The 16355-nt window shown below is 71.2% G+C and carries 17 protein-coding genes; 8 read left to right on the top strand and 9 right to left on the bottom strand.

The features are described from left to right. Positions 1-6 precede the first annotated feature (6 nt). The 3 genes from IE290_RS12410 to IE290_RS12420 are packed head-to-tail and all read right to left on the bottom strand — an operon-like array spanning position 7 to position 3540. Positions 7-993 carry an ABC transporter permease gene (locus IE290_RS12410; protein ID WP_191244691.1) on the bottom strand — a complete coding sequence of 329 codons (987 nt, stop codon included), beginning with the start codon at positions 991-993 and terminating at the stop codon, positions 7-9. Continuing rightward, positions 986-2026: an ABC transporter permease gene (locus IE290_RS12415; protein WP_191244692.1), complete on the bottom strand. Its 1041-nt coding sequence runs from the start codon at positions 2024-2026 to the stop codon at positions 986-988. The genes IE290_RS12410 and IE290_RS12415 overlap by 8 nt, the downstream gene beginning before the upstream one ends. Next, positions 2023-3540 carry a sugar ABC transporter ATP-binding protein gene (locus IE290_RS12420; RefSeq protein WP_191244693.1) on the bottom strand — a complete coding sequence of 506 codons (1518 nt, stop codon included), beginning with the start codon at positions 3538-3540 and terminating at the stop codon, positions 2023-2025. The genes IE290_RS12415 and IE290_RS12420 overlap by 4 nt, the downstream gene beginning before the upstream one ends. Before the next feature lie 161 nt (positions 3541-3701). On the opposite strand from IE290_RS12420, the gene IE290_RS12425 reads away from it, so the two are divergent. Further along, the gene (locus IE290_RS12425) at positions 3702-4757 is read left to right on the top strand and encodes a LacI family DNA-binding transcriptional regulator (protein ID WP_373300445.1); all 1056 of its coding nucleotides are present in this window, start codon (positions 3702-3704) and stop codon (positions 4755-4757) included. Between the two features lie 7 nt (positions 4758-4764). Here the strand turns inward: IE290_RS12425 and IE290_RS12430 are convergent, their stop codons facing one another. Next, positions 4765-5595, bottom strand: coding sequence for an endonuclease/exonuclease/phosphatase family protein (locus tag IE290_RS12430; RefSeq protein ID WP_229874500.1), 831 nt, complete (start codon positions 5593-5595; stop codon positions 4765-4767). Between the two features lie 256 nt (positions 5596-5851). Here IE290_RS12430 and IE290_RS12435 point away from each other — a divergent pair, with 256 nt between their 5' ends. Continuing rightward, positions 5852-6301, top strand: coding sequence for a sigma factor-like helix-turn-helix DNA-binding protein (locus IE290_RS12435; protein WP_191244695.1), 450 nt, complete (start codon positions 5852-5854; stop codon positions 6299-6301). Here the strand turns inward: IE290_RS12435 and IE290_RS12440 are convergent. Together IE290_RS12440 and IE290_RS12445 are read right to left on the bottom strand one after the other, a co-directional pair. Beyond that, complete coding sequence (locus IE290_RS12440) at positions 6293-6454, bottom strand: hypothetical protein (RefSeq protein ID WP_167481552.1); 162 nt, start codon at positions 6452-6454, stop codon at positions 6293-6295. The two genes, IE290_RS12435 and IE290_RS12440, sit on opposite strands and share 9 nt — an antisense overlap. Positions 6455-6594: 140 nt before the next feature. Continuing rightward, positions 6595-7233 (bottom strand): DUF305 domain-containing protein, encoded by a 639-nt coding sequence (locus tag IE290_RS12445; protein WP_191244696.1) that lies wholly within the window; start codon positions 7231-7233, stop codon positions 6595-6597. A 126-nt stretch (positions 7234-7359) separates the two neighbouring features. On the opposite strand from IE290_RS12445, the gene IE290_RS12450 reads away from it, so the two are divergent. The 6 genes from IE290_RS12450 (at position 7360) to IE290_RS12475 (ending at position 13192) form a co-directional block, all read left to right on the top strand. Further along, positions 7360-8787: an LVIVD repeat-containing protein gene (locus tag IE290_RS12450; protein ID WP_191244697.1), complete on the top strand. Its 1428-nt coding sequence runs from the start codon at positions 7360-7362 to the stop codon at positions 8785-8787. A gap of 113 nt (positions 8788-8900) precedes the next feature. Further along, entirely contained in the window at positions 8901-9848 is a 948-nt protein-coding gene (locus IE290_RS12455; RefSeq protein ID WP_191244698.1) for a MetQ/NlpA family ABC transporter substrate-binding protein, read from the top strand. Then, positions 9845-10858, top strand: a complete 1014-nt coding sequence (locus IE290_RS12460) for a methionine ABC transporter ATP-binding protein (RefSeq protein ID WP_191244699.1) — start codon at positions 9845-9847, stop codon at positions 10856-10858. Before IE290_RS12455 ends, IE290_RS12460 begins: the two co-directional genes overlap by 4 nt. Next, complete coding sequence (locus IE290_RS12465; protein ID WP_191244700.1) at positions 10855-11517, top strand: methionine ABC transporter permease; 663 nt, start codon at positions 10855-10857, stop codon at positions 11515-11517. Before IE290_RS12460 ends, IE290_RS12465 begins: the two co-directional genes overlap by 4 nt. A gap of 46 nt (positions 11518-11563) precedes the next feature. Continuing rightward, positions 11564-12391, top strand: coding sequence for a DUF427 domain-containing protein (locus IE290_RS12470; protein WP_191244701.1), 828 nt, complete (start codon positions 11564-11566; stop codon positions 12389-12391). Between the two features lie 24 nt (positions 12392-12415). Continuing rightward, a complete protein-coding gene (locus IE290_RS12475) occupies positions 12416-13192 on the top strand; it encodes an APH(3'') family aminoglycoside O-phosphotransferase (RefSeq protein ID WP_191244702.1) in 777 nt (258 codons plus the stop codon). Here the strand turns inward: IE290_RS12475 and IE290_RS12480 are convergent. Genes IE290_RS12480 through IE290_RS12490 form a run of 3 tightly spaced genes read right to left on the bottom strand, consistent with a single transcriptional unit; the run spans position 13179 to position 16299 of the window. Beyond that, entirely contained in the window at positions 13179-14015 is an 837-nt protein-coding gene (locus tag IE290_RS12480; protein ID WP_191244703.1) for an alpha/beta fold hydrolase, read from the bottom strand. The genes IE290_RS12475 and IE290_RS12480 overlap by 14 nt on opposite strands. Positions 14016-14017: 2 nt before the next feature. Beyond that, on the bottom strand, positions 14018-14815 hold the full coding sequence (locus tag IE290_RS12485; RefSeq protein WP_191244704.1) for an SDR family NAD(P)-dependent oxidoreductase: 798 nt from the start codon (positions 14813-14815) through the stop codon (positions 14018-14020). Continuing rightward, positions 14815-16299 (bottom strand): flavin-containing monooxygenase, encoded by a 1485-nt coding sequence (locus IE290_RS12490; RefSeq protein ID WP_191244705.1) that lies wholly within the window; start codon positions 16297-16299, stop codon positions 14815-14817. Before IE290_RS12490 ends, IE290_RS12485 begins: the two co-directional genes overlap by 1 nt. Positions 16300-16355 lie beyond the last annotated feature (56 nt).

Below are 16355 nucleotides of genomic sequence, written 5' to 3' on the forward strand. Positions count from 1 at the left end.
GCCTTTCTATGTGGTCGCCCGGCGCCGGAGGGCAGCCCGGAAGCGGATGACGATGTTGGGCAGGAGCACCGAGATGATCAGCAGCACCCCGGTGACGATGTTGAGCGCCTCGTTCGACACGTCCTGCAGCCGCAGCGCGTTCTGCAGCGTGGCGAGCAGGACCACCCCGGCGAGCACGCCCGGCAGGGTGCCCTTGCCGCCGAAGATGGAGACACCGCCGAGCAGGACCGCCGCCACGACGGCGAGTTCCATGCCCAGTCCGTTGTCGGCGCGGGCGCTGGAGTACCGCAGCGTCCACAGCACCCCGGCCAGTCCGGCGACCAGGCCGCTGACCACGTACAGCCAGAACTTCAGCCGGGCCACGCGGATACCGGCGAAGCGCGCCGCCTGCTCACCGGCGCCGGCGGCGAACACCGACCGGCCGACCGGGGTCGCGTGCAGCACCAGGCCGAACACCACGGCCAGCACCACGAGCGGGATCAGCATGTTCGGGATCGGGCCACCGCCGATCGTCCCGGTCACCCACGAGGTGTAGGCGCGTGGGAAATCGGCCACCGCGCCGTCACCGAGGACCACGAACGCCAGGCCGCGGTAGAGCGCCAGCGTGCCGATGGTGACCGCCAGCGACGGCAGTTTCAGCACGGTCACGAAGAACCCGTTGAGCGCGCCCAGCACCGCGCCGAGCACCAGGCACAGCGGGATGATCGTCTCGATGGGCAGTCCGCGGTTCCACAGGTCGCCCATCACGGCCGAGGTCAGGCCGAGCGTGCTCGCCACCGACAGGTCGATCTCGCCGGTCACGATCACCAGCGTCATCGGCAGCGCGATCAGCGCGATCGGCAGCAGGTCCAGCAGCAGGAAGGTGAAGTTGCGGCTGCTGCCGAAGTTCTCCACCGCGCCGGAGGCGATGAGCAGCACCAGCACCGTGATGACGATGACGGCGGTGTCCCAGCTCGCCAGGCGGGACAGCCAGGCCGGCCGCTTGTCAGACATGGGAATCCCTCTTCTTCAGTGACTTGGCGACCCGGACAGCGACCAGCCGGTCGGCCCCGATCGCGAGCAGGATCAGCGCGCCGACGATGGCCTGCTGCCAGAACTGGTTGATGTCGAGGACGGCCAGGGAGCTGCCGATGACGGTGAGCAGCAGGGCGCCCAGGCCCGCACCCCACACCGTGCCGCTGCCGCCGAACACCGCGACCCCGCCGACCACCGCGGCGGCGACCACGTTCAGCTCGTAGCCGTTGCCCGCGGCGGCGTCGATGGTGCCGAACCGCGCGGCGAACAGCACCCCGGCGACCCCGGCGAGCGCGCCGCTGACCAGGAACGCGGCGATGGTGTTGCGGCCGACCTTGATACCGGCCAGCTCGGCGGCCTGCGGGCTCGACCCCATCGCGTACAGCTCACGCCCGGCGCGGTAGTTGCGCAGCACGACCCCGGCGACGACCAGCACGATCACCGCGATCAGCACCAGCCACGGGATGCCCAGGACCGAGGAGTTGCCGAACTTCAGGAAGTGCCCGGGCAGCTCGTCGGCGTTGATCTGCTCGCCGCCGGCCCAGAAGTAGGCCGCGCCGCGGAAGGCGTAGAGCGTGCCGAGGGTGACCACCAGCGCGGGCACCTGGCCGAACCGCACCAGGACGCCGTTGACCAGGCCGCACGCGGCGCCGACGGCGAGGCCGACGACCAGCGCGACGATCACCGGCATGCCCTGGTTGTCCTGCAGCAGCGAGCCGACCGCGAACGCGGACAGGCCGAGCACCGAGCCGACCGAGAGGTCGATGTTGCGGGTGATCATCACCGTGGCCTGGCCGACCGCGAGCACGGCCAGGATCGCGGTGCCGAGCAGGATGTCGCGGATGCTCTGCGCGGACAGGAACCGCGAGTTCTGCGTCGCGGTGAACGCCACGAGCGCGACCAGCGCGAGGACGATGCCCGCCTCACGCGCCTTGAACAGGCCGCCGAGGGAGAACTTCCGTGGTACGGACCGGCTCGTCGTCGTGGGAGCCACCACCTTCGTCGCGTTCACGCCGCCGCTCCCTGACCCATCGCTGCGAACATCACCGAGTCCTCACTCGCGTCCTCGCGGCCGATCTCCGCGACGATCCGTCCCTCGCGCATCACCAGCACGCGGTCGGCCATGCCGAGCACCTCGGGCAGCTCGGACGACACCATGATCACGGCGACGCCCTCCGCGGCCAGGGACGACATCAGCCGGTGCACCTCGGCCTTCGTGCCGACGTCGATGCCGCGGGTGGGCTCGTCGACGATCAGCACGCTCGGCGCCATCGACAGCCACTTGGCGAGCACGACCTTCTGCTGGTTGCCGCCGGACAGCGTGCCCACGGCGTCGCCGAGGCGGCCGTACTTGGTCTGCAGGCGTCCGGTCCAGCGCAGCGCCTCCTTGCGCTCGCTGCCGCCGAACAGGAAACCCAGCTTCGCCAGCGCGCCCGAGCGCGGCAGGGTCACGTTCCGCTCGATGGAGAGGTCCATGACCAGGCCCTGCTGGCGCCGGTCCTCCGGCACCAATGCCATGCCCGCGGCCATCGCGGCGCGCGGCGAGCCCGGCTTGAGCTTCTTGCCGCGCAGCTTCACGGTTCCGGCGTCCCGTTCGTCCACTCCGAACACCGCCTGGACCACTTCGGACCGTCCACTGCCGACCAGTCCGGCGAAGGCGACGATCTCCCCGGCCCGGACCTGGAACGAGACGTCCCGGAAGACGCCCTCGCGGGTCAGGCCCTCCACCTCGAGCACGACCTCGCCCGGGGTGACGTCCTGCTTGGGGAACAACGCGTCCAGCTCACGGCCGACCATGCGGCGGACCATCTCGTCCACGGTCAGGTCGTCCATCGGATCGGTGGAGACGTGCTTGCCGTCGCGCATGATCGTCACGCGCTGGCACAGCTCGGTGATCTCCTCGAAGCGGTGCGAGATGAACATGATCGCCGCGCCCTCGTCGCGCAGGTTGCGCGCCACCGAGAACAGGCGCTCGACCTCGACCAGCGACAGCGCGGCGGTCGGCTCGTCCATGATGAGCACACGCGCGTCGGCGGAGAGGGCCTTGGCGATCTCGACGATCTGCTGGTCGGCGATCGACAGGCCGCGCGCCGGGCGGCCCGGGTCGATCCGCACGCCCAGGCGGGCGAACAGCTTTTCCGCCTCGGCCCGGATGGCGCCGCGGTCGATCATGCCCAGCCGCTTGCGCGGGTGGCGGCCCATCACGATGTTCTCCTCGACCGTGAGGTCGGGGAACAGGGTGGGTTCCTGGTAGATCACCGCGATGCCGGCGGCCTTGGCGTCGGCAGGCGAGGAGAACTCGACTTCGCGGCCGTCCACCAGCAAGGTTCCGGTGTCCGGGCGGTGCACCCCGGCGAGCATCTTGACGATGGTCGACTTGCCCGCGCCGTTCTCGCCCACCAGAGCGTGGGCCTCGCCGGAGTAGAGGGGGAACGACACCCCCTGCACGGCGGCCACCGCGCCGAACGACTTCGTGACGCCGCGGACCTCCAGCAAGGGCACCGCGCCCTGGTCCTGCCGCACCATCGCGACCTCCGAAATGAAAGGTTTCACAAACCTGGCGCGCTGACGCTACTATGCGCTGGATCACGAAGTCAACGACAAGTTTTCAGCGCAGTTCAGACGGGCTTTTCTGGTCGCGATCCGATAACATCGGCGCTTGTTACACGTTTCAACGGGAGGGTCACGTGACGCGCACGATCACGGATGGGGCGGCTGCGGGAGAGCCCCGGGCGGCGGGGATCAAGGACGTCGCCGCGCTGGCCGGCGTGTCGCTGGGGACCGTGTCGAACGTGCTGAACCGGCCCGATCGCGTCAGCCCGCGCACGCGCGCGAAGGTCGAGGCGGCGATGGCCGAGCTGAAGTTCGTGCGCAACGAGACAGCGCGGCAGCTACGGGCGGGGCGCAGCCGGATCCTGGCGTACGTGATGCTCGACGGGAGCAACCCGTTCTTCACCGACGTGGCCGAGGGCGTGGGGGACGCGGCCGACGAGGCCGATCTGTCGTTGTTCCTGTGCAACAGCGCGAACCGGGCCGAGCGCGAGCGCGACTACCTGAGCCGGCTGGAGCAGCAGCGGGTGCAGGGCATCCTGATCACGCCGGTCGATCCGGACTCGCCGGTGCTGGCCGAGACGGCGGCGCACGGCATCCCGCTGGTGATCGTGGACCGCACCGGGCAGTCGGGTGACCACTGTTCGGTGGCGGTGGACGACGTGCTGGGCGGGCGGCTCGCGGTGCAGCACCTGCTGGAGCTGGGGCATCGGCGGGTGGCGTTCATCGGCGGGCCCGACACGCTCGGGCAGGTGCGCGACCGGCGCGAGGGCGCGTTGCGGGCGCTGAAGGAGGCCGGGCTGGGGCCGGAGAACCTGGTCGACCTGGCGACGTCGGCGCTGACGGTGGCCGAGGGCAGGACGGCGGGTCAGCGGCTTGCCGGGCTGCCTTCTTCGGTGCGGCCGACAGCGGCGTTCTGCGCCAATGATCTGCTGGCTTTGGGGTTGTTGCAGACGTGCGTCAGCCTGCGCCTGCGGGTGCCCGACGACCTGGCGATCGTGGGCTACGACGACATCGACTTCGCCGCGGCGGCCGCGGTGCCGCTCACGTCGGTGCGCCAGCCGCGCCGCCAGCTCGGCCGCACGGCGGCGGAGCTGCTGCTGCAGGAGACGACGGACCCCGGGCACGAGCACCAGCAGGTCGTGTTCACGCCGGAGCTGGTGGTGAGGGCCTCCACCCGCCACGGCGCCTGATGCCTGGTCAGGGCTTTCGCGGCGGAACCCGGTCCAGCTCGGCCACCACCGGGCGGTGGTCGGAGGCCGTGGTGGCGACCGTTCGGGCGGACCGGGTCGCGAAGTCCCGGGACGTGGTGACGAAGTCGATGCGCTTCACCGGTTCCGCGGCCGGATAGGTGCCCGCCCGCGGGTCCGCGTCGGTGAGGTCGGTCCACAGTGGAGCGAGTTCGGGGGCGGCGGGTTCGGCGTTGAAGTCGCCGGTGAGGATCTCCGGTCCGGGCAGCCGGTCGAGGACGGCGAGCATGTCGGCGACCTGCGCCCGCCGGACGGCGGGATCGGCGCGGTAGTCCAGGTGGGTGGTGTAGACGCGGACGGGCCCGCCGTGCGCCGCGACGGTCACTTCGGCGAACCCCGGCGCCGGGGCGGGCGTCGCGTCCGGGGTGAGGGTCGACAACCGGGTGATCTCGAGGTTGCGCGCGGCGAGGATCGGGAAGCGACTCAGCACGGCGACGCCGTACTGGCGGCGTGGTGCGCCGGGCGCGGGCGGGTCGAGGTCGTAGATCGGCGCGAAGAAGACGTGCATGTCCAGGGCGCGCGCGAGTTCGGTGGCCTCGTCGCGGTACTGGCTGCGCGCGTCCCAGTGGACGTCGACCTCCTGCAGCCCGACGACGTCCGCGCGGAGGTCCCGGACGGCGGCAGCGGTGCGGGCGAGGTCGAAGACGCCGTCCTGCCCGGCGCCCGCGTGGATGTTGTAACTGGCGACGGTGAGTTTTGTCGGGTGCGCCGCGGCCGCCGGAACCGCGCCAAGGGCCAGCACCACCGCGAGAACCGCCACTGCGAGCCGCATGATGATCACCCTAGCCATGGGGGCAACCCGGGGGGTGGTCACCCACCCCGACGGACACCCCAACGCGCCGCGCCCGGCGGGGTCAAGCCGCCGGCCCCGGCCGGACGGCCCGCCTAGGGGCGAGACCCTGGCCCGGCGGCACCCCCGCGGAGGCAACCTCGCGCGTCGTCACCCACCCGACCGACGCGGGCGCGGCGCCACCGCCCACTACCGAGGCAACCCCGCGCATGGTTCGCGCGTACTACCTGTCGAGGAGGGGTGCGCGATGGCGGCGCAGAACGTGGTGAGCGCGGGGCTGCCCGGCGCGGACCTCGTCGCGTCCGCGCTCGGTGGCGACCCCGGGGCGATCCGGGAGCTGGTCGCCGCGGTGACGCCCGTCGTGGTGCGCTACTGCCGCGCGCGGCTGCGGCGCGGCGCGGACGCGGTGGCCCAGGAGGCGTGCCTGGCGATCCTGCACGCGCTGCCCGGCTGGACCGGCTCGTTCCCCGCGCTCGTGTACGAACTGACGGCGCAGACGGTGGCCGGAGCGCGGTCCCCCGCGGCCGACTCACCGATCCTGGCGCTGCCCGGCATCGAGCGGGAGATCATGCTGCTGCGAGTGGCGGCCGGCCTGTCGGCGGAGGAAACCGCCTCGGCACTGGGCCTGTCGGCGAACCAGGTGCGCGTCGTGCAGCACCGGGCGCTGAACCGCCTGCGGGGGGCCTTCTCAGGGTGACGGCGTGCTGGACCGCATGCCGGCCAGCAGTCCGAGCCCCGCCATCACGCCGGCCAGGAAGTACCACGCGTCGCCCAGGGCGGCGGACGCGATGATCGCCAGGATGAGGACGCCGCCGGCCGCAGCCCATCCCGACACGTTCGGCTCCGCCATGAGGTCCACGATCCTCCTCGGCGGCGCCACCCGCACCACGAGGAGGCCGAATCACCCTCGAAGTGCAACCCGCCGGGTGAGCCCCCCGATCAGCGAACACGCCGCCCGCAACAGCCAACACGGCGCTCCCGTTCCGCGCGTCAGCCGGCCATCGCGCGCATCCGGTGCACCTCGTCGGTCTGGGAGGCGATCACGTCGGTCGCCATCTCCTCCACGAACACATCCGACCCTGCGCTCAGCACCTCGGTCGCCATCGTGATCGCGCCCTCGTGGTGCGCGGTCATCAGCTGCAGGAACAACCGGTCGAACTCCGGCCCGGACGCGGCCGCCAGCGCGGCCATCTGCTCCTCGGTCGCCATCCCGGGCATCGGGCCGTGCTCGGCCGGCGAACCGTGCGCACCGTGGTGCCCGGAGTGCTCCCCCGGCACCTCCAGCCCGCGCTGCCGCAACCACGCGGTCATCGACGCGATCTCCGGCGCCTGCGTCGCCGCGATGCGGGCCGCCAAGCCCTTCACGTCCTCCCGCGCGGCCCGCGCCGGCGCCAGCTCGCCCATCTGGATCGCCTGCTGGTGGTGCATGATCATCCGCTGCGCGTACGAGACGTCGGCGTCGTTGTGCCGGTTCGGCGGCACCACCGTGCTCGCCTCGTCCGCCGGCATCGTCCGGGCCGGTTCGCCGGGCGCGCCCGGCACCACGACCGGCGGCGCCTCGGGCTCCGCCGCACACCCCGACGCCAGCACCGCCGCGGCCAGCAGCGTTCCCACGACGAACCCGCGCACCCCGGTCCTCCTCGCTCTCGTTCCCCGTGACGGTACCGCAGGAAAAAGCCTACTTTCGGCGCTGTCGTCACGGCGGAGGATTCGGTCATACTTCGTTTTTCTTCCGAACCGAAAGGGGTTGGCCACGTGGCTCTGGGGAACCGACGCAGACGCCGGCTGTTCGCGCTGATCGGCGCGATCGCACTGTCGCTGACCACACTCGGCGCCGCACCGGCGTCGGCCGAGCCCGGCATCCCGGGGGTCGACGAGGTCCGCCAGTCCGGCAACATCCAGCACCTGGCGAACATCCCGAAGCAGGCCCCGTTCGACAACGTGGACGCGCTCGGCACCGACATCGCGTTCACCGACGACCACGCGATCGTCGGCAACTACAGCGGCTTCACGATCTACGACATCAGCAAGCCGAGCAAGCCGACGATCGTCAGCCAGGTGCTCTGCCCGGGCTCGCAGAACGACGTCTCGGTGTCCGGGAACCTGCTGTTCCTGTCCACCGACTCCTCGCGCAGCGACAACTCCTGCGCCAGCACCAGCCAGCCCGCCACGGAGAAGAACTCGTGGGAGGGCATCAAGGTCTTCGACATCAGCGACCTGGCCAGCCCGAAGTACGTGGCGGCGGTCGAAACCAAGTGCGGTTCGCACACCCACACCCTGGTGCCGGGCAAGAACGGCCAGGACGTCTACCTCTACGTCTCCTCCTACAGCCCGCGCGCCGACTTCCCGGACTGCCAGCCGCCGCACGACCTGATCTCGGTGGTCAAGGTCCCGGTGCACAACCCGGCCGCCGCGGCCGTGGTCAACGAGCCGGTGGTCTTCGGCGAGGCCGGTGGCAACCCCGGCATCCCGGGCAGCTTCCCGAACCACTACGTCACCACGACCTCGGGCTGCCACGACATCACCGCCTACCCGGAGAAGGACCTGGCGGCGGGCGCCTGCATGGGTGACGGCGTGCTGTTCGACATCTCCGACCGCGAGCGGCCGCGGATCATCGAGCAGGTCCAGGACGACACGAACTTCGCGTTCTGGCACTCGGCGACGTTCAACAACCAGGGCACCAAGGTCGTCTTCACCGACGAGCTGGGCGGCGGCGGCCAGCCGGCGTGCACGGCGGCGATCGGCGCGGTCCGCGGCGCGGACGCGATCTACGACATCACCGGCCGCGGCGACGACCGCAGCCTGCGGTTCGCCAGCTACTTCAAGATCCCGCGGGAGCAGGCGCCGACCGAGAACTGCGTGGCGCACAACGGTTCGCTGATCCCGGTCAAGGGCCGCGACATCATGGTCCAGGCCTGGTACCAGGGCGGGATCTCGGTGTGGGACTTCACCGACTCGGCTCACCCGGTCGAGCTGGCCTACTGGGAGCGCGGCCCGCTGTCGGCCGAGAAGCTGATCACCGGCGGGTCGTGGTCGGCCTACTACTACAACGGCCACATCTACTCCTCCGACATCCAGAAGGGCCTGGACGTGTTCGCCCTGCGCGACCCGCGCACGGCGAGCGCCAAGTCGGTGCGGATGGACGAGCTGAACGTCCAGACCCAGGGCCGCTACCGCGGATGATTCGACGGCGCGCTGCTAGCACAGCCTGACGATCGAAGGCAAATCCATCCTGCCGCCGATCACCATGTGGGACGGTTGTCCCCCGATCCGGTGACCGGCGGCAGGATGGCGCCATGTCCGAAAACTCCTCTGACGACGCCCTCCTCCCCGAGAAGCCGCGCCGGAAGCGCGGCCCGCTGATCGGCGTCATCCTCGCCGTGGTCGTCGTCCTCGTCGCCGTGGTCCTGATCGTCGTCAACACGACGTCGGACTCCGGCACCGCCGCCGGCCACACCACCGTGAAGGTCGGGGTCACCGACGCGAGCGCCGACTACTGGAAGACCTTCCGGCAGATCGCCTCCGACAACGGGATCGACCTGGAACTGGTCAACTTCTCCGACTACACGCAGGCCAACCCGGCGCTCGCGCAGGGCCAGCTGGACGTGAACCTGTTCCAGCACCTGCTGTTCCTCGCCAACTACAACGTCAGCGCGAACCAGGACCTCACCCCGATCGGCTCGACCTACGTGGTGCCGCTGAGCCTGTACTCGCGCAAGCACACCACCGTGGCCGACATCCCGCGCGGCGGCCAGATCGCCATCCCGAACGACCCGACCAACCAGGCGCGCGCCCTGCTGGTGCTGCAGTCGGCCGGCCTGATCTCGCTGCGCGGCGGCGGGAACGTGCTGTCCACCCCGGCCGAGATCGACCAGGCCGCCTCGAAGGTCACCGTGACCCCGGTGGACGCCTCGCAGACCGTGGCCGCGCTCCCGTCGGTCGACGGCGCGATCGTCAACAACAACTTCGCCCTGGACGCGAACCTCGACCCGTCGAAGGCGCTGTACAACGACGATCCGGCGAACCCCTCCGCCGAGCCCTACATCAACACCTTCGTCACCCGCGCCCAGGACAAGGACAACCCGACCTACCTCAAGCTGGCCCAGCTCTACCGTGATCCGCGGGTGGCGGGCGAGGTGAAGGCCGAGTCGAAGAACACCGCCGTGCTGGTCGAGCGTCCCAACACCGACCTGCAGACGATCCTGGACCGCCTCGAGCAGACCGTGCGGGCCGCGAAGAAGTGAGCACGCTGATCGAGTTCCAGGGCGTCACCAAGCGCTTCGGTGACATCACCGCCCTGGAAGACGTCGACCTGACCATCGGCGCCGGCGAGGTGTTCGGGATCATCGGCTACTCCGGCGCCGGCAAGAGCACGCTGGTCCGGCTGGTCAACGCGCTCGAACCGGTCACCTCCGGGCGGGTGCTCGTCGACGGGGTGGACCTGACCACGCTGAACGAGCGCGAGCTGCGCCGCGTGCGGGCCGGGATCGGGATGATCTTCCAGCAGTTCAACCTGTTCCGCTCGCGCACCGTGTTCGGCAACGTGGCCTACCCGCTCAAGATCGCCGGGTGGGACAAGGCCCGCCGGAAGGAGCGGGTGGCCGAGCTGCTGAAGTTCGTCGGCATCACCGACAAGGCGTGGCACTACCCGGACCAGCTCTCCGGCGGCCAGAAACAGCGCGTGGGGATCGCCCGCGCGCTCGCGACGAACCCGAAGATCCTGCTCGCCGACGAGTCCACCAGCGCGCTCGACCCGGAGACCACCGGCGAGGTGCTGCGGCTGCTCAAGCGGGTCAACACCGAGCTGGGCGTGACGATCGTGGTGATCACCCACGAGATGGAGGTGGTGCGCGAGATCGCCGACCGCGTGGCGGTGCTCGACTCCGGCCGGGTCATCGAGCAGGGCAGCGTGTTCGAGGTGTTCTCGTCGCCGAAGACGCGGACGGCGCAGCGGTTCGTCGGGTCGGTCGTGCGGGACACCCCGGACGGCGCCGACCTGGACCGCATCCGGGCGCGGCACGGCGGACGGCTGGTGTCGGCGAAGGTCCACGACGACGGACGGCTCGGCGCGGTGCTGTCCGACGCGGTCGGCAAGCACAACGTGCGGTTCGAGATCGTCTACGGCGGCATCACGGCGTTGTCCGGGCGGTCGTTCGGCGGCCTCACGCTGGAGCTGATCGGCGCGGACGCCGACGTCGACGCGCTCATCGCGGACCTGCGCGCCACCACCGAGATCGAGGAGATCGCGGCATGAGCCTGGACTGGGAGACCCTGGGCCCGGTGTTCTGGGAGGCGATCGCGCAGACGCTGGGCATGGCGGTGGTCACGCTCGTCGTGGGCGGCGCGCTCGGGCTGGTGCTGGGCATCCTGCTCTACACCACGCGCGCGGGCGGGCTGCTGGCGAACCGGGTCGTGTTCACCGTGCTCAACGTGCTGGTCAACATCATCCGGCCGATCCCGTTCATCATCTTCATCACCGCGATCGGGCCGGTGACGATCTTCGTCGTGGGCACCCAGCTGGGCACCGCGGCGGCGACGTTCGCGCTGGTGTTCGCGGCGACGTTCGGGATCTCCCGGATCGTCGAGCAGAACCTGGTCACCATCGACCCGGGCGTGATCGAGGCGGCGCGCGCGATGGGCGCGAGCCCGATGCGGATCATCCTGACGCTGCTGGTGCCGGAGGCGCTCGGGCCGCTGGTGCTGGGCTACACGTTCGTGTTCGTCGCGATCGTCGACATGACGGCAGTGGCGGGCGCGGTCGGCGGCGGCGGGCTCGGCGACTTCGCCATCACCTACGGCTACCACCGGTTCGACTGGGCGGTGACGTGGCTGGCGGTCGTCACGATCATCGTGCTGGTGCAGGGCGCGCAGTTCCTCGGCAACTGGCTGGCGCGCAAGGCCCTGCGTCGTTGAGGTTCGGGGCGTTGACTCGGGGCCGGGGGCGGCGGACAGTGGGCGGATGGCGCTGCAGCTGAGCCTTCGTCAGGCGCGTGAGCTGCCCGAACTCCGGTTCGAGCCGACGCGCAAGCGGGTGCGGGCGTCCTCCGGCGGGAAGGTGTTCGCCGACTCCGGCCGCGCGGCCCTGGTGTGGGAGCCGCGGCGGGTGGTGCCGCAGTACGCCTTCCCGGAGGCCGACGTGCGCGCCTCGCTCACGCCCGCCGCGCCGGCCGAGGTCGAGTGGCACCCGGTTTCGCTCGGGCCCAACACGCACGTGCTGGTCCCGAGCACCGGGTTCGCCGCGCACACCACGCCGGGTACGCCGCTCACCATGAGCCTGGACGGCGTGGTCCTGGAAGGTGCCGGGTTCCGCCCGGACGATCCCGATCTCGCGGAGTACGTGATCACCGACTTCGACGCGTTCGACGAGTGGCGCGAGGAGGACGAGACGATCGTGGCCCACCCGCGGGACCCGTTCCACCGCGTGGACGTGCGGCGCAGCTCGCGGCACGTGCGGGTGGAGGTCGACGGGGTGACGCTGGCGGACACGAAGGCGCCGCTGCTGGTGTTCGAGACGTCGCTGCCGCCGCGACTGTACCTGCCACCGTCCGATGTGGACTTCTTCCGGCTGCGGGAGTCCACACGCGAGACGGCGTGCGCCTACAAGGGGCGGGCGCGGTACTGGTCGGCCGAGGTCGGCGGGCGCACATACCCGGACCTGGCCTGGGCGTACGAGAACCCGCTGCCGGACGCCGTGCAGCTCGCCGGATACGTCGCCTTCTTCGACGAGCACGTGGACGTGACGCTGGACGGGGAACGCGTTCCGCGCCCGGTCACACCCTGGTCGTAGGAACGGCACGGTTAGGGTGACGCCATGTGTGATCACCCTGGCTGGGTGCCCGTCACCAGCGGCGAGTCCGGCGCGACAGTGCTGCGCAGTCCGGACGGCGATCGCTACGCCAAACACGTCCCGCCCGCGGAGGCTGCCGGTCTCCGGAACGAGCGCGACCGGATCGCCTGGCTGGCCGGCCAGGGGGTGCCGGGACCACGGGTGCTCGACTGGCACTGCGGGGACACGGGCGCGTGCCTGGTGACCAGTGCGGTCCCCGGCGTGCCCGCCGACCGGCTGTCCGCCGAAGACCTCGGCCGCGCGTGGCCGCACATCGCGGATGCGGTGCGGCGGCTGCACGAGGTGCCCGTGGACGGCTGCCCGTTCAGCCGCGACCTGGACACCATGGTCACCACGGCGCGGGACGTCGTCGCCCGGGAGGCCGTGAATCCGGAGTTCCTGCCCGACGAGCAGCAGGGAACGCCGGCCGCGGAGCTGCTGGCGCGCCTCGTGCCGCAGATCGAGCGGCGCCGCGCCGAGGAGGCCGGCGACACCGTGGTCTGCCACGGTGACCTCTGCCTGCCCAACATCATCATCGCTCCGCCGACGAGTGCGGTCTCGGGCTTCGTCGACCTGGGACGCCTCGGCCGCGCCGATCGCCACGCCGACCTCGCGCTGCTACTCGCCAACTCCCGGGAAACCTGGCCGGACGAGGAACGGGCGCGGGCCGCGGATGCGGAGTTCGCGTGGCGGTACGGCTACCCACCCGACCCCGGCCGGCTGCGCTTCTACCTCCACCTCGACCCGCTCACCTGGGGCTGACCTGCTCCGCCCAGAACTCCGTCACCAGGTCGTGGAACTCCTCCGCCCGCTCGATCTGCGGCATGTGCCCGGTGTCGGTGAACAGCCGCGTCTGCGCGTGCGGCAACGCCTGCCGCGCGGCGTTCAGGTGCAGCGCCGGCAGGATCAGGTCCTTGTCTCCCCACACCACCAGCGTCGGCAGCGCCCGCGCGGCCACCGCCTGGAGCAGTTCCGAACGCCAGTCCTCCCGCACGCCGCGGAAACCGCCCAGCCCGCGGGCCGTTTCCAGCATCACCCGCGCCGCGTGCGGCTGGCGCGCCAGGTCCAGCGCGTACTCCACCCGCTCGGCCGTCGCGAACGTCCGGTCGAAGAACAGCGCCCGTTCGGTCCGCATCGCCGCCGGCCGGCTCGGGCGCAGCAGCAGCTTGCCCAGCGGCCGCAACGCGAGCAGCCGCAGCGCGATCGTCACCTCGCGGCCGAAACCGGCGCTGTTCACCAGCGCCAGGCTGCGCACCCGCTCCGGCGCGTCCACCGACAACCGCATCGCGACCGCGCCGCCGAGGGAGTTCCCGGCCACGTGCACCGGGCCGCTCTCCCCCACCGCGTCCAGGAAGTCCGCCGCGAACCCGGCCAGGGCCGCCAGCGTGTGCTTGCCCGGCAGCGGCTCCGACATCCCGAAGCCGGCCAGGTCGACGCTGTACGTGCGGTAGGAGCCGGCCAGCAGGTCCTGCTGCTCCGACCAGTCCCGCAGGCTCCGGCCGATCCCGTGCAGCAGCAGGACCGGCGGCCCGTCCCCCGCGACCCGGTAGCGGGCTCGCCGCCCGCGCACGTCCACGAAGTCCATGGTCAGCGCAACCTGCCCAGCAGCCGGCTGTGCGCGCCGGGCAGCAGCCGCACCAGCAGGTCCGGGATCTTCGCGTCCCAGCCGATCAGCACGCGCGGCTTGCGGTGCTCGATGGCGTCCACGATGACCGCCGCGGCCTTGGCCGGGTCCATCCGCAGCACGCGTTCCCACTGCCGCGTGTCCATCCCGCCGGGCACTCCGCTGCCGACGCGCGCCGACTCCGCGATCCGCGTGCGGATGCCGCCCGGGTGCACCGACGTGACACCGACCTGGCCGGCCAGCTCGTGCCGGATCGCCTCGGTGAACCCGCGGATCGCGAACTTGCTCGCCGAGTACGCCGACTGCCCGGGCGGCGCGATCAGGCCGAACAGGCTGGACACGTTCGCGATGTGCGAGCCGGGCGAGGCCTTGAGCGCGGGCAGCAACGCGTGGGTCAGCTGCACGGGGGCGCGGAAGTTGATGTCGACGACCCAGCCGAACTCCTCCAGCGTCAGCTGGTCGAACCGCCCGCCCAGTGCCACGCCCGCGTTGTTGATCAGCAACGTCAGGCGCGGGTTCTCAGCCAGCACCCGCTCGGCGGCAGCGGCCGTCTCCTCCGCCGAGGCCAGGTCGACGACGTGGGTCGAAACGTCCACAATGGAGCCGACGGCCTTGGCGACCGCGGCCAGCCGGTCGGCGTCGCGGTCCAGCAGCACCAGGTTCGAGCCCCGCGCGGACAGCGCGTGCGCCAGGGCCTCGCCGATCCCGCTGGCCGCCCCGGTCACCACGGCCGTGCCGCCGTCGAAGACGTAGTCCCGCATCAGGCCACCCGCTCTTTCGCCTGCTTCGCCGTGCGCGCGAACCGCATGGCGTCGTCCTCCAGCGAGCCGTGCCGCATCAGCAGCACGTCGCGCGGGTAGTTCTGGAACAGCCGCCACGGCGCGGCCGGGCCCTGCTTGGGCAGCTTGTCGAGGCTGCGCAGCACGTACCCGGACTTGAGGTCGATCAGCGGCTCGGTCGCGGTGACCGACGGCGGCGGCACGGGGGTGCACGTGGTGTAGCCGTGCTCGTCGAGGTGGTTGAGCAGGCGGCACACGTACCCGGCGACGAGGTCGGCCTTCAGCGTCCAGGACGCGTTGGTGTAGCCGATGGTGAACGCGTAGTTCGGCACGCCGGAGAGCATCATCCCCTTGTACGCCAGCCGTTCGCCGATCTCCACCGGCTCGCCGTCGACCACCAGCTCCAGCCCGCCGAAGGGCAGCAGGTTCAGCCCGGTGGCGGTGACGATGATGTCGGCCTCCAGCACCCGCCCGGAGGACAGCCGGATGCCGTTCGCGGTGAACTTCTCGATCGTGTCGGTGACGATGTCGGCCTTGCCGCTGCGCACGGCCTTGAACAGGTCGCCGTCCGGCACGAAGCACACCCGCTGGTCCCACGGGTCGTAGCTGGGGTTGAAGTGCCGGTCCACGTCGAAGTCCCGGGGCAGCTGGGCGGAGACGCCCTTGCGCAGGAACTTCCGCACGAAACCGGGGGTGCGGCGGCTGAGCTGGAAGAACAGCATCGCCGACAGCACGTTCTTCCACCGCACGATCGGGTAGGCGAGCTTGGCGGGCAGCACCCCGCGCAGCTTGTCGGCGACCGGATCGGTGCCCGGCAGGGAAAGTACGTAGCTGGGCGAGCGCTGCAGCATGGTCACGTGCGCCGCGTCGCCGGCCATCGCGGGCAGCAACGTCACGGCCGTGGCCCCGCTGCCGATCACCACCACGCGCTTGCCGGTGTAGTCCAGGTCCTCCGGCCAGTGCTGCGGGTGCACGACTGTCCCGGTGAACTCGTCCTGGCCCGGGAACTCCGGCGCGTAGCCCTGGTCGTAGCGGTAGTACCCGGAGTTGACGAACAGGAAGTCGCAGGTGATCCGCACACGCTCACCGGTGTCGGAGCGCTGCGCCTCGACCGTCCACAGTGCCTCGTCGGACGACCACTCGGCCCGCACCACGCGGTGGTGGAACCGGATGTGGCGGTCGATGCCCCGGTTGCGCGCGGTCCGCCGCACGTACTCGCGGATCGACGGGCCGTCGGCGATCGCCTTGGCGTCGGTCCACGGCTCGAACGAGTAGCCGAGCGTGAACATGTCCGAGTCCGAGCGCACACCCGGATAGCGGAAGAGGTCCCAGGTGCCGCCGATCGCGCCACGCGACTCGAAGATCGCGTAGGTCCGGCCCGGGCACTCCGCCCGCAGGTGGCTGGCGGCACCGATGCCGGACAGCCCGGCACCCACGATCAGGACGTCGACGTGTTCCAGCGTCATCGCTTCCCCGTTCCTCCGGCGTCTGCCCCGCAACGTACCAACGGTATGTCGAGACG

Origin of the sequence: Amycolatopsis deserti (genome assembly GCF_014653945.1) — a bacterium.
In the GTDB taxonomy this organism is placed as follows: domain Bacteria; phylum Actinomycetota; class Actinomycetes; order Mycobacteriales; family Pseudonocardiaceae; genus Amycolatopsis_E; species Amycolatopsis_E deserti.